Annotated in this window: 11 protein-coding genes; all 11 read right to left on the bottom strand. The window is 56.2% G+C overall.

Features of this window, described 5'->3' with window-relative positions:
- Window positions 1-225: 225 nt before the first annotated feature.
- A complete protein-coding gene (secA, locus tag K6958_RS03990) occupies window positions 226-2,931 on the bottom strand; it encodes a preprotein translocase subunit SecA (protein WP_249893453.1) in 2,706 nt (901 codons plus the stop codon).
- A gap of 76 nt (window positions 2,932-3,007) precedes the next feature.
- The gene (gene secM, locus K6958_RS03985) at window positions 3,008-3,514 is read right to left on the bottom strand and encodes a secA translation cis-regulator SecM (RefSeq protein ID WP_249893452.1); all 507 of its coding nucleotides are present in this window, start codon (window positions 3,512-3,514) and stop codon (window positions 3,008-3,010) included.
- A 284-nt stretch (window positions 3,515-3,798) separates the two neighbouring features.
- Window positions 3,799-4,716 (bottom strand): UDP-3-O-acyl-N-acetylglucosamine deacetylase, encoded by a 918-nt coding sequence (gene lpxC / locus K6958_RS03980; protein ID WP_249893451.1) that lies wholly within the window; start codon window positions 4,714-4,716, stop codon window positions 3,799-3,801.
- A gap of 99 nt (window positions 4,717-4,815) precedes the next feature.
- Entirely contained in the window at window positions 4,816-5,973 is a 1,158-nt protein-coding gene (ftsZ, locus tag K6958_RS03975; protein WP_103059871.1) for a cell division protein FtsZ, read from the bottom strand.
- A gap of 72 nt (window positions 5,974-6,045) precedes the next feature.
- Window positions 6,046-7,302 carry a cell division protein FtsA gene (gene ftsA / locus K6958_RS03970; protein WP_038628246.1) on the bottom strand — a complete coding sequence of 419 codons (1,257 nt, stop codon included), beginning with the start codon at window positions 7,300-7,302 and terminating at the stop codon, window positions 6,046-6,048.
- Complete coding sequence (gene ftsQ / locus K6958_RS03965; RefSeq protein WP_249893450.1) at window positions 7,299-8,141, bottom strand: cell division protein FtsQ; 843 nt, start codon at window positions 8,139-8,141, stop codon at window positions 7,299-7,301. Before ftsQ ends, ftsA begins: the two co-directional genes overlap by 4 nt.
- A 1-nt stretch (window position 8,142) precedes the next feature.
- Window positions 8,143-9,063, bottom strand: a complete 921-nt coding sequence (locus K6958_RS03960) for a D-alanine--D-alanine ligase (protein ID WP_249893449.1) — start codon at window positions 9,061-9,063, stop codon at window positions 8,143-8,145.
- Window positions 9,056-10,531, bottom strand: a complete 1,476-nt coding sequence (gene murC / locus K6958_RS03955; protein WP_249893448.1) for a UDP-N-acetylmuramate--L-alanine ligase — start codon at window positions 10,529-10,531, stop codon at window positions 9,056-9,058. The genes K6958_RS03960 and murC overlap by 8 nt, the downstream gene beginning before the upstream one ends.
- Before the next feature lie 45 nt (window positions 10,532-10,576).
- On the bottom strand, window positions 10,577-11,638 hold the full coding sequence (murG, locus tag K6958_RS03950) for an undecaprenyldiphospho-muramoylpentapeptide beta-N-acetylglucosaminyltransferase (protein ID WP_249893447.1): 1,062 nt from the start codon (window positions 11,636-11,638) through the stop codon (window positions 10,577-10,579).
- Complete coding sequence (gene ftsW / locus K6958_RS03945) at window positions 11,635-12,852, bottom strand: cell division protein FtsW (RefSeq protein ID WP_249893446.1); 1,218 nt, start codon at window positions 12,850-12,852, stop codon at window positions 11,635-11,637. The genes murG and ftsW overlap by 4 nt, the downstream gene beginning before the upstream one ends.
- Window positions 12,852-14,168: a UDP-N-acetylmuramoyl-L-alanine--D-glutamate ligase gene (gene murD / locus K6958_RS03940; protein WP_249893445.1), complete on the bottom strand. Its 1,317-nt coding sequence runs from the start codon at window positions 14,166-14,168 to the stop codon at window positions 12,852-12,854. The genes ftsW and murD overlap by 1 nt, the downstream gene beginning before the upstream one ends.

The following is a 14,168-nucleotide window of genomic DNA, read 5'->3' as shown; positions in this document are numbered from 1 at the left end:
CTTGCCATCCTTAGGCGTCAGTTTTCCACACAGCCGAGTATAGCTTGCCAGGCCGCTAAAAACTTTAACGGTTCCTTTAATTAGCCTGCTGATTTACAAAGAAATTTGTCCGAATGAAGGATAGATTAGCAAGAAGGCTGGATAAGTAAGTGCCGTCATCCGCGCCGCGCAATGCGGATCAATAAAAAAGGGAGCCTTGCGGCTCCCTTTTCACTGTTAGCTTAATCAGGCCAGGCGGCCATGACACTGCTTGTATTTCTTACCTGAACCGCACGGGCAAGGATCGTTACGCCCTACCTTACGCTCGCCGGTTTCAGCTGCCAGCGCGGCGGCCGCTTCGGTTTCATCGTCAACGTGGCTTAGCTGCTGCTGCTGTGCCAGTCGCTCAGCGTCTTCACGGCGCTGCGCTTCCATCGCCTCAACCTCTTCCGGCATACGAACCTGTACTTTGCTCAGGGTGCTGATCACCTCATACTTCAGGGATTCCAGCATCGCTGCGAACATCGCAAAAGATTCGCGTTTGTATTCCTGCTTAGGATCCTTCTGCGCATAACCTCGCAGATGAATACCCTGACGTAAATAGTCCATCGCCGCCAGATGCTCTTTCCACAGTGAATCCAGCGTTTGCAGCATTACGCCTTTCTCAAAGTTACGCATCATCTCGGCGCCAACCACTTCTTCTTTACGCAGATACTCTTCTTTCGCCTGCGTCAGGATACGCTCACGCAGCGTCTCTTCATGCAGCTCAGGCTCTTTATCCAGCCACTGGCTAATCGGCATATCAAGATCGAAGTCGTTTTTCAGGCGCTCTTCCAGCCCGGCCACATCCCACATCTCTTCCAGCGACTGCGGCGGAATATAGCTATCGATAGTAGCTTTAAACACATCTTCGCGGATGCTATTGATGGTTTCGCTAACGTCGGAGACGTCCAGCAGCTCATTACGCTGCGAGTAAATAGCGCGACGCTGATCGTTGGCCACATCATCATATTCCAGCAGCTGCTTACGAATATCAAAGTTGCGGCTTTCCACTTTACGCTGCGCGTTAGCAATCGCCTTGGTGACCCACGGATGCTCAATCGCTTCGCCCGGCTTCATCCCCAATTTACGCATCATATTCGATACGCGATCGGAGGCGAAAATACGCATCAGCGCATCTTCCATCGACAGATAGAAACGGGATGAACCCTGGTCGCCCTGGCGGCCGGAACGGCCGCGCAGCTGGTTATCGATACGACGCGATTCATGACGCTCGGTACCGATAATATGCAGACCGCCCGATGCCAGTACCGCATCATGACGCTCTTTCCAGGCCGCTTTGATCGCTGCAATCTGCTCTTCGGTCGGGTTTTCCAGCGCGGCCACTTCAGCCTGCCAGCTACCGCCCAGCATAATGTCAGTACCACGGCCCGCCATGTTGGTAGCGATGGTCACCGCGCCCGGCTGGCCGGCCTGCGCCACGATATCCGCTTCACGTGCGTGGAACTTGGCGTTCAGGACATTGTGCTTAATGCCGGCACGCGTCAGCTCATTGGATACCACTTCAGATTTTTCGATCGAGATCGTACCCACAAGGATCGGCTGACCGTTGGTGGTACGCTCACGAATATCTTCGATGATCGCATCGATCTTCTCTTTCTCCGTCATGTAGACCAGATCGGGCAGATCTTTACGCACCATCGGACGGTTGGTTGGGATAACAATCGTATCCAGCTTGTAGATAGAGCTAAATTCAAACGCTTCGGTATCCGCCGTACCGGTCATCCCGGCCAGCTTCTCATACAGACGGAAGTAGTTCTGGAAGGTGATCGAGGCCAGCGTCTGGTTTTCATTCTGAATCTCAACGCCTTCTTTTGCCTCTATCGCCTGATGCAAACCATCTGACCAGCGGCGGCCCTGCATGGTACGGCCGGTATGCTCATCGACGATAACCACTTCGCCATCTTTAACGATGTAGTCAACGTCGCGCGTAAACAGCACATGGGCACGCAGAGCGGCGGTAACATGATGCATCAGCATAATATTGGTCGGCGAATAGAGCGACTCGCCTTCCGCCATGATGCCTTCCTGCACCAGCAGCTCTTCAATCGCGACCAGACCGCGCTCGGTAAGATGCACCTGACGGGCTTTTTCATCCACGGAGAAGTGACCTTCGCCCTGGAAAGTATCTGAATCTTCTTTTTCCTGACGGATCAGGTGCGGGATGATTTTGTTTACTTTGATATAGAGCTCAGAACTGTCTTCCGCCGGGCCGGAGATAATCAGCGGGGTACGCGCTTCATCGATAAGGATGGAGTCCACCTCATCCACCAGCGCATAGTGCAGCTTACGCTGTACGCGCTCTTCCGGGCTGAACGCCATGTTGTCGCGCAGGTAGTCGAAGCCATATTCGTTATTGGTACCGTAGGTAATATCGGCAGCGTAGGCTTCGCGCTTGGCTGGCGCTGGCATGCCCGGCAGGTTGATACCCACAGAGAGACCAAGGAACTCAAACAGCGGACGGTTATTTTCCGCATCGCGCTGGGCCAGATAATCGTTGACGGTAACCACGTGTACGCCTTTACCGGTTAAGGCATTTAGATAAGCAGGCAGGGTTGCGGTCAACGTTTTACCTTCACCGGTACGCATTTCAGCAATACAGCGATCGTTCAGCACCATGCCGCCAATCAACTGAACGTCAAAGTGGCGCATGCCGAAAACGCGCTTGCTGGCCTCGCGAACGGTAGCAAAGGCTTCCGGGATCAGGCTATCCAGCTCTTCGCCTTTTTCCAGACGCGCGCGGAATTCCTGGGTTTTCGCTTTCAGTTCATCATCAGAGAGCTTTTCGAAATCCGGCTCCATCTTGTTGATGATTTCAACCGTTTTACGCATGCGACGCAGCGTACGATCGTTACGGCTGCCAAATACCTTGGTTAACAACTTAGTTAGCATAATAAATACATTCTCATCTTGACCGCCGTGTTTGCGGCTCATTTTTATAGTCTATGGATTAAGGCGTGCTCAGGCTTTAGCTGAGAATGTAAGGACCCGCGCGGATGCCCTGCACCTGGGCCAGCCAGATGCCGATATGATAATCGGGCGTAACGGAAACCGCAGGCTGCTGCGTATGGCGAATAATGACCGGTTGACGCGGCTCGTGCGTGAGCAGCGCGTTAAGCGTATCCAGCAGCGCCAGCTTCTGCACGGCGAGCGGCAGAGTTTCTTCCGCATCAGGCAGATTTTGTGGCGCAAGCGCAAAAGAGAGATGGCGGATAACGGTGCGGATGGCATGCTGATGCCAGTAATCCACGCTAAAGTTGGCGCGACGGGCATTGCCCTGCAGCAGCACGAGATTATCGACCCGTACGGCGCTGGTAATCAGTTTTTTCGCTGTGGCTTCAGGGCGGTTACTTTGCTCAGCGTTCTGGGCGTGCGCAGCAGGCAGGCCAAGGCTTGCCGCCACCATGCCAAATAACAGATGCGGCCAAAAGTAACGCCTGCCTAATTGTCGCCAACGGTGAAAAATAGCGATCACAACGGTTTCCGTCTGGCAGGTAGCGACCTGCCCTTCTTCAATGAATAATTAGCGGCTCTGTTCCATCTGGCGTGTCAGGCCGGTTGCCGCCTTTAGCGAGGGCAAATCTTACCATTATTGCGCGCGTTAAACATCAGATCGTAGCGGGAGGAGAAGAAAACAGCAGCATTCCGATCGCTAACGGCGCAAATAATGCGCAGCGAACGCAGAAACAAAAACGACTGGTATTGCTGGCCGGAGAGAGTGAGCCAGCGCTACCAGTCGTTTTAAAAGGTTATAGCGAATTACGCCAGAACCAGATTTGTTGCCTTGAATGCCACCGGCAGTTCAGCTTCGTCTTCAAAGGTCGCCCATTCCCAGGCTTCCTGTTTCGCCAGCACCGCCTGCAACAGCTTGTTGTTCAGCGCATGGCCCGACTTATAGGCGGAAAACGCACCTACAATGTTGTGGCCGCACATAAACAGGTCACCAATGGCGTCCAGCATTTTGTGGCGAACGAATTCATCTTCGAAGCGTAAACCTTCTTCGTTCAGTACGCGGAAATCGTCTAAACCTATCGCGCAATCTAAACTACCGCCCAGGCACAGGCCTTTGGACTGCAGGTATTCGATTTCACGCATAAAGCCGAAGGTTCGCGCACGGCTGATTTGACGCATGAACGCTTCCGTAGAGAAGTTCAGCTGATAGCGCTGCGAGCTGGAATCAATCGCCGGATGTTTAAAGTCGATGGTAAAGTCGAGCGAGAAACCGTTATAGGGTTTAATCTCTGCCCACTTATCGCCATCTTCAACACGCACAGCTTGTTTAACACGCACGAATTTTTTCGGGCTGTTCAGCTCTTCGACGCCTGCGTCAACCAACAGGTAGACGAAAGGCGCGGCGCTGCCGTCCATAATTGGCACTTCAGGCGCATTCACTTCGACAATGATATTGTCGATGCCAAGGCCAGCCAGAGCGGCGTTCAGGTGCTCTACGGTGGAAATACGTACGCCTTCATCATTCACCAGGCAGGTACTTAGCATGGTGTCGCGCACGAATTTTGCATCAGCCGGGAAATCAACCGGTGGATTCAAGTCAGTGCGACGATAGATGACCCCGGTATTAGCCGGCGCAGGGCGTAACGTCAGAGAGACCTTTTTGCCGGTATGCAAACCGACGCCAGTCGCCTGAACAATACGTTTTAATGTCCGTTGTTTGATCATCGTATTATCTCGCAAAATATCATCCGACCGTCAGTCTATATCACTGACGGGCGAACATTTTAGCACAAAGAGCGGAGAATCCCAATTCTCAGGTTATTCCTAATCCGCCTGCTTACGCAGGAAGGCCGGAATATCCAGGTAATCAGGCTCTTTGCCCGGCTGCGAGCTTTGATCGTTAACCACTTTAGCTGCGGGCTTTTGCTCCTGCGGCAGCGGCGACATACCGTGCTGCTGGTAACGATGATCCATAACCGGCTGGCTGGTCGCCTGCTTGTTGGTTACCAGGGTGATTTCCGGACGCTTGTCCATACCAATCCCGGTAGCCACCACGGTGACGCGCAGCTCATCGTTCATTTCCGGATCCAGAGAAGTACCGATAACCACGGTCGCATTATCCGATGCGAATGCGCGGATCGTGTTACCCACGGTTTCAAACTCATCCAGACGCAGGTCGAAGCCGGCGGTGATGTTAACCAGTACGCCGCGCGCGCCGGAAAGGTCGATATCTTCCAGCAGCGGGCTGGAAATCGCCATTTCTGCCGCTTCTTCCGCACGGTCTTCGCCGCAGGCCACGCCGGAGCCCATCATCGCATAGCCCATTTCGGACATCACGGTGCGCACGTCAGCGAAGTCGACGTTCATCAGACCCGGACGGGTGATCAGCTCGGCAATACCCTGTACCGCACCTTTCAGCACGTCGTTAGCGGCACCGAATGCATCCAGCAGTGAAATGCCACGGCCCAATACTTTTAACAGCTTGTCGTTCGGGATAGTGATCAGCGAGTCAACGTGCTTAGAAAGCTCGGCGATGCCCTGCTCGGCAAACGCCATACGCTTTTTGCCTTCGAAGTTAAACGGCTTGGTTACCACCGCAACGGTCAGGATGCCTAAGTCTTTCGCCACTTCCGCAACTACTGGCGCCGCGCCGGTACCGGTACCGCCACCCATGCCGGCTGCGATAAATACCATATCCGCGCCGTCCAGCGCGGAACGCAGCGCTTCACGATCTTCTTCTGCAGAAGTACGACCCACTTCAGGGTTCGCGCCTGCACCCAGACCTTTAGTAATGTTGGTGCCGATTTGGATGGTCTGGCCAACTGCAGTTTTGCGCAACGCCTGGGCGTCCGTATTCACCGCGAAGAACTCAACGCCCTCGATACGCTCGCGGACCATATGCTCGACGGCGTTGCCGCCGCCCCCGCCGACGCCGATGACTTTAATCACCGCGTCGTTGGTTAATTCCATAGGTTCAAACATAATTTCTCTCCGTTATGTGCCTGTCGCCTGGAGATCATAAAATAGTGCTAGCATGATCCCCTTTTAGAAAAATTAAAACTCTTTTTTCAGCCAGCTGTTGATACGTTTAAACCAGTTGCCAACTGACGCACGTTTTTCAACATCCGCCTCACCGCTCAGATGAGACTCTTTTCCGTAGTGCAGCAGCCCCACCGCCGTTGAGTAGTAAGGCTCCTGCGCGTAATCCGTTAAGCCGGTAATGTTCAGCGGCTGACCGATGCGCACCTGCGTATGGAATACGCGTTGCGCGCAGGCGGCCAACCCTTCAATTTGCGCCGCGCCGCCGGTAAGCACAATACCTGCCGCCAGGTGATGCTTAACGCCCTGCTGGCGTAACTGCTCCTGCAGCTGCAGGATTTCATCGTTAACCAGGTTCAGCAGCTCGGTATAACGCGGCTCAATCACCTCAGCCAGGGTTTGACGCTGCAGGCTGCGCGGCGGACGTCCGCCCACGCTTGGCACTTCAACGTTCTCATCCTTGCCGACAATCGAGCCCAGCGCGCAACCGTGGCGAACTTTAATCGCTTCCGCATCGGTCGGCGGCGTGCCGAAGGCATAGGCGATATCGCTGGTCACCACGTTCCCCGCGTAAGGGATTACTTTGGTATGACGCAGCGCGCCACCGGTATAGACCGCGATATCCATGGTGCCGCCGCCAATATCGACCACGCAGACGCCCAGTTCGCGTTCATCTTCGGTCAGCACGGCAAAGCTTGATGCCAAACCGGCAAAAATCAATTGGTCAACTTTCAGGCCGCAACGTTCAACGGCCTTAACGATATTTTTCGCCATATCGTTGTGACAGGTGATCAAATGCACTTTTGCCTGCATGCGTACGCCCGACAGGCCAACCGGGTTTTTAATCCCTTCCTGGTAGTCGATTGCATACTCCTGCGGAATCACATGCAGGATGCGATGCTCATCACGCACGCGCACCGACTTAGCGGTATGCACCACGTTTTCAACATCTTCCTGCGTCACTTCCTCTTCAGAAATCGGAACCATCCCGATTTCGTTCTGACAACTGATATGTTTGCCGGATAAAGCAAGGTAAACGGAGGAGATCTGACAATCCGCCATCAGTTCCGCCTGATCGATGGCGCGCTGCACGCATTTCACCACCGATTCCAGATCGTTTACGCCGCCTTTATCCATACCGCGGGACGGACAACTGCCGACCCCAATAATATTGACCATGCCATCGGGCAGAATTTCCCCTACTAAAGCGGCGACCTTGGCGGTGCCTATCTCAAGTCCTACTACCAGTTTTCTGTCCGTCGCCTTGATCATTGTTGTTTAGCCTGTGCCTGATTCTGTTGCTGATTACTGTCCTGAGGCTCAATAAATGCCGGAGCCCAGCCAACGGCAGCGCCGGAGTCATAGCGCAAATCGACATAACTGACGCGTTTGTTCTCCGCGGCGGCCTGCTGCTGGAGCCTTGGCCAGAGTTCAATAAACCGCTTAAGACGCTTCATGTTATCGCTACGGCCCAGCTCAATACGTACATCGTCGCCAGTGACCAGCTGCCAGGAGTGACGAGCGGTCATTGATGCTGCTTTTACGCTAAACTTGCTGGCCGCCAACACCGCGTTCATTTGGCGATAGCCAGCCAGTACATCCTGCTCGTTCCCTTCGGGGCCATACAGCAACGGTAGCGTTTCTTTGCCGATATGGTTAGCCGGTACGCTAAAAGATTTGCCTTCCGCATCAACCATATGTAAATCATTCCACCGCGCTACCGGCACATACTCAACCAGATGAATCTTTAATTCGTCCGGCCATTGCTTGCGTACGCTGACCTGTTTAATCCACGGCAGACGTTCAATCTGCTGCTGTATCACATTTACATCTTGTGACATAAAAGTGCCGGGCGCCCCCAGCGACAAGATGGCCTGACGGATATCGTCGTTGGTGGTGTAATGGGTTTTTCCCGTCACCACCAGCCTGGAAAGCGGCAGGCGTGAAGCGTCATTCATCCACTTCAACACCACGAAGCCGCCCGCCAACATCGTGCCGAGCACCAACAGCAGAAACAAAATGCCTGCTAACCGAGAGCCATTGCTGCGACCGGTACGCGCTTTCGCTTTCTCTTGCGCGTCCCGACGTACGTTCAGAGCCGCCTGCGACATCTTAGTCGGCCAGCTCCAGAATACGCGCTACCAGCTGGGAGAAGCTCATTCCCGCCTGCTTCGCCGCCATAGGCACCAGACTGTGGCTGGTCATGCCTGGAGAGGTATTGACCTCCAGCAGATAAAAGGTGCCGTCGCCATCCATCATTACATCCACACGTCCCCAGCCGCTACAACCCAGGCTGCGCCAGGCATTTAACACCAGCGCCTGCAGTTCCGCCTCTTTCTCGACGCTTAAACCGCTTGGGCAGAAGTACTGAGTATCGTCAGAAATGTATTTCGCTTCATAGTCATAGAAGTCGCTGGCCGGCTGAATACGAATCGACGGCAAAATTTGCTCGCCAAGTATGCCGACCGTATATTCCGGACCGCTGATGAATTTTTCAATCAGCACGTCGTCGTCATGACGAAACGCTTCTTCCAGCGCCGCGGGCAGATCGGCCGGCTGATTAACGCGTGAAATGCCGACGCTGGAGCCTTCGCTGCTGGGTTTAACAAATAGCGGCATACCCAGTTGGGCGATACGCTGCACCAGCGCATCATCCATGCCCGCTTCCATCTGCTGGCGATTGATCCAGACATAGGGTGCAACCGGCAGTTCCGCGCCCTGCCACAGTAGCTTGGAGCGCCATTTGTCCATGGTGATTGCTGAAGCCATCACGCCGCTGCCGGTATAGGGGATCTGCAGGAAATCGAGCACGCCCTGTAACGTACCGTCTTCACCACCGCGACCGTGCAGGGCGATAAACACTTTCGTATAACCTTCTTCTTTCAACCGCATCACGGGGAAATCACGCGGATCAACGCCATATGCGTCAATGCCCGCCTCTTTCAGACCCGCAATAACCGCCTCGCCAGACATTAACGAGACGTCGCGTTCAGCGGAGGTACCACCCAGCAGTACCGCTACTTTATCAGCCATGATGTTCCTCTTCATTGGTCTGCGGTTTCAGTTTTTGGTCAGCCAGTCGACGAGCAATCTTACCGATATTGCCCGCGCCCTGAACCAGGATCAGATCGTTGCCGCTTAACGTCGGGGCAAGGAAATCGAGGATCGCATCGTGATCCGGCACCAGGATCGGATCCACCTTGCCGCGTCCGCGGATCGTCCGGCACAGCGAACGGCTGTCGGCGCCCGGGATCGGCGTCTCGCCGGCGGAATAGACATCCAGCATCAGCAGCACATCTACCTGCGACAGCACGTTGGCGAAATCATCATAAAGATCGCGCGTGCGTGTATAACGGTGCGGCTGGAAAATCATGACCAGTTTTTTATCCGGCCAGCCCGCCCGCGCCGCTTTGATAGTGGCGTCCACTTCGGTCGGATGGTGGCCGTAGTCGTCCACCAGCATGGCGGAGCCAACGGTGCCGTTTACCTGCTGCAGCGGAAACTCGCCGAGGAAATCGAAGCGACGGCCGGTGCCCTGGAAACTTTCCAGCGCGCTCAGGATCTCGTCATCGTCGATGCCCTCTTCCGTGGCGACCGCGACCGCCGCCGCCGCGTTTAAGGCGTTATGCCGCCCCGGGGCATTAAGCGTAACGCGCATCAGCGGTTTGTCATGACGCACCAGCGTAAAGTGGCCCTGCGCGCCGTGCTGCTCGTAATTTTCGATGCGCACGTCAGCATCTTCGCTAAAGCCGTAGGTGGTGATCTGGCGCCCTACGCGCGGAATCAGATCGCGGATTACCGCGTCATCTACGCAAAGCACCGCCCTGCCGTAAAACGGCAGGTTGTGCAGAAAGTTAATAAACGTCTGCTTCAGATTCTCAAAGTCGCCCTGATAGGTATCCATATGGTCGGCTTCGATATTGGTCACAATCGCCACCATCGGCTGCAGATGCAGGAAGGAGGCATCGCTCTCATCCGCTTCCGCGATCAGGTAACGGCTACTGCCCAGGCGCGCATGCGTTCCCGCCGCCTTAACTAAACCACCGTTGACGAAAGTAGGATCGAGCCCGCCCTCGGCATAGATGCTGGTTACCATCGCCGTGGTAGTCGTTTTGCCGTGCGTGCCGGCCACCGCAATCCCGTGGCGGAAACGCATCAGCTCGGCCAACATCTCCGCGCGGCGGATCACCGGAATACGCGCTTCACGCGCCGCGATAATCTCCGGGTTATCCTGAGTAATCGCGCTGGAGACTACCACCACACTGGCGTCGCTCACGTTCTCCGGGCGATGGTGAAAATAGATCGTGGCACCCAGCGCGGTCAGATGCTGCGTGACGGCGTTAGGCGCTAAATCGGATCCGCTAATCTGATAACCTTCATTGGCCAACACTTCGGCGATACCGCCCATGCCGGCACCGCCGATGCCGACAAAGTGAATGTGCCGGACGCGACGCATCTCGGGCACGATAGAACGCAGTTTCGCCAGTTGTTGAGTATTCATCGTTTCTTTTGCCTGTCGGTACCGCAGTACCTTCTCGTAATCCTGTTAGCGCGCTACGGCGCTGACTTCTGCCGCTACCCGTTCGGTGGCATCGGGAATCGCTACCTGACGCGCCTTTTGCGCCATTAGCATCAGCGTGGGTCGGTCCCACTGCTGTAACGTTTCCGCCACCGCATGCGCAGTAAACTGCGGCTGCTCAAAAATTTTGGCCGCGCCCGCTTTTTCCAGCGGAAGCGCATTCCAGTACTGCTGACGATCTTTATGCTGAAAGGGCACGAAAATAGCTGGCAGGCCCGCCGCCGCCACTTCGCTTACCGTCAGCGCGCCGGAGCGGCAGACCACCACATCGGCCCACGCATAGGCCGCCGCCATATCATCAATAAATTCGGTGATGTTATGCCGATGCTTGCCATCCGCTGCGGCATAGGCTGCCAGAACCTCGCTCTGCGCCCCCTTCCCGGTCTGATGCCATAACGTAATGCGATCGCCCATCAGCGCCGCCACCTGCGGCATCGTCTGGTTAAGCACGCGCGCGCCCTGACTGCCGCCGATAACCAAAACGCGTACCGGACCTTCACGGCCGGCCAAACGCTGTTCCGGGCTGCTAAGCGCCAGGACATCGGTACGCACCGGATTGCCCACCACGTCGGCGTGCGGAAACGCGCCAGGAAACGCCTGCATCACTTTGGTCGCCAGCTTCGCCAGCCATTTGTTGGTTAAGCCGGCAATACCGTTCTGTTCATGCAGCACCACCGGAATACCGCAGCTCCAGGCCGCCAGCCCGCCGGGACCAGAGACGTAGCCGCCCATGCCGAGCACCACGTCCGGTTTCCAGGCTTTCATAATGCTGCGCGCCTGCCGCCAGGCGTTGAAAATCCGCACCGGCGCGGCCAGCAGCGCCTTCACGCCTTTGCCGCGCAATCCGCTGATGCGGATAAAATCGATTTCGATACCGTGCTTCGGCACCAGATCGGCTTCCATACGATCGGCGGTTCCCAGCCAGCGTACCTGCCAGCCCTGCGCCATCAGATGATGCGCAACGGCCAGGCCCGGGAACACATGTCCGCCGGTACCGCCAGCCATTACCATCAACCGCTTTCCACTCATCGCGCACCTCGGGTAAACGCCTGCGCTTTGCTCAGACGCGTTTCATAATCTATGCGTAACAACAACACGATGGCCGTCGACATAATGATCAGACTAGAACCACCGTAACTAATTAACGGCAACGTCAGGCCCTTGGTCGGCAGCATGCCCGCCGCCGCGCCAACGTTAACCAGCGCCTGGAAGCTAAACCAGACGCCAATCGAGCAGGCCAAAAAGCCGGAAAAGCGCTGGTCGATTTCCAACGCGCGTCGGCCAATGGACATCGCCCGAAAAGCGACGAAGAATACCATTAACAGCGCTAAAACCACACCGATATAACCGAGTTCTTCCCCGATAATGGAGAAAATGAAGTCGGTATGCGCTTCCGGTAAATACTCCAGTTTTTGCACGGAGTTACCTAACCCCTGCCCCCAGAATTCGCCGCGGCCGAATGCCATCAGCGACTGGGTTAGCTGGTATCCGCTGCCGAACGGATCTTCCCACGGATCCCAGAACGAGGTCACACGGCGCATACGGTACGGTTCAGCAATAATCAGTAAGATCACTGCGAAGATGCCAGAGCCAATAATGGCCAAAAATTGCCACAGCTTGGCGCCGGCCAGAAACAACATCGCCAGCGTGGTAACAAACAGCACCACCACCGTTCCCAGGTCAGGCTGCGCCAGTAGCAGCACCGCCAGCACCACCATCACGCCCATCGGTTTACAAAAGCCCCAGAAGTTATTACGCACCTCTTCAACTTTGCGCACCAGATAGCTGGCGAGATAGCAAAACAGCGAAAGCTTGGAAAGCTCGGCCGGCTGAATACGCAGCGGCCCCAACGCAATCCAGCGCGATGCGCCGTTTACCGAGCTGCCGACCACCAACACAATCAACAGCATCAGTACCGAGGCCAGCAGCATCATATTGCTGTAACGCTGCCATATCTCCATCGGGATGCGCAGCGTCACCAGCGCCATGCCAAATGCCAGTAGCAAGTAAAATGCATCGCGCTTGGCGAAGAAGAACGGATCTTCCGACAGGCGCTGCCCTACCGGCATTGAGGCGGAGGTCACCATCACAAAGCCGATAATCGCCAGCCCGAAGGTGAGCCACAGCAGCGTACGATCGTACAGCACCATAGTGGCCGCATCGCTATTCTCGCGGCTGCCCATCACCCATTCGCGCAGGCGCGTTGCTACGCCGCCCGCCAGCCCTAAGCCTGGAATACGCATCAGCCCAGCTCCCGCGCCAGCTGGGCGAAGCGGTCGCCGCGCTGTTCAAAATTACGGAACTGATCGAGGCTGGCACAGGCGGGCGACAACAGAACGATATCGCCCGGCCGCACCTGCGGCGCGATGGCGCGCATCGCCTGTTCCAGCGTTTCGGTCTGGCTGGAGATTTCCGGGCGCAGCGCCGCCAGCGCCGCGCCGTCGCGGCCATAGCACCAGACGCGGATAGCGTCGCCCTGCAGGTAGCGCGTCAACGAAGAGAAATCAGCCGATTTGCCATCGCCGCCCAACAGCAGCCACAGCGTGCCCTGCGCCTGTAATCCGCTTAATGCGGCTTCGGTGCTGCCGACATTGGTCGCTTTCGAGTCGTTAATCCAGCGTACGCCGTTACGCTCATGCACCAGCTGAAAACGATGCGCCAGCCCGCGGAAGGTGGTTAAGGCTTTCAGACTGCTGGCGCGCGGAATGTTGACCGCGTCAGCCAGCGCCAGCGCCGCCAGCGCATTGGTATAGTTATGCAACCCGACCAGCGTCATCTCATCGGTATTCAATACTTTTTCGCCATGCACCCGCAGCCAGATGCTGCCCTGCTGACGATTAAGATGGTAGTCGCCGACGTCGATGCCGAAGCTGACGCAGCGTTTATCGGCGCCGCGTACCGGCATGGTGAGCGCATCGTCGGCATTCACCACGCAAACCGCCGCGTTTTCATAAATCCGCAGCTTGGCGGCGCGATACTGCTGCAGCCCCAACGGATAACGATCCATATGATCTTCACTAACGTTGAGGATGGTCGCCGCCGCTGCCTTCAGGCTGTGAGTTGTTTCCAGCTGAAAACTGGAGAGCTCCAGAACGTACAGCTGAGCCGGCTGCTGCAACAGGCTAAGCGCCGGCAGGCCGATATTGCCGCCCACGCCGACGGCCCAGCCTGCGGCACGCGCCATCTCGCCAACCAGGCTGGTGACGGTGCTTTTTCCGTTAGAGCCGGTAATCGCGACAATCGGTGCCTGCGCTTCACGGCAGAACAGCTCGATATCACCCACGATTTCGATGCCCGCCTCCGCCGCTTCCATCAGCAGCGGATGCGCAAGGGCCATGCCCGGACTGGCGACGATCAGATCTGCCGCCAGCAGCCAGTCGCCGTTTAGCGAACCCAGATGACGTTCCACGCTCTCCGGCAGCTTATCCAGGCCAGGCGGTGACTCACGGGTATCCATCACGCGCGGCGTTACGCCCTGCGCTAAAAAGAAATCAACACAGGAGAGCCCGGTCAGCCCCAGCCCGATAATGACAACTTTTCTACCCTGATAGTCAGCCAT

Source organism: Mixta hanseatica (assembly GCF_023517775.1).
Taxonomy (GTDB): Bacteria; Pseudomonadota; Gammaproteobacteria; order Enterobacterales; family Enterobacteriaceae; genus Mixta; species Mixta hanseatica.
The sequence above is the reverse complement of the archived record's forward strand: the minus strand, read 5'-3'. Positions and strand labels throughout refer to the sequence as shown.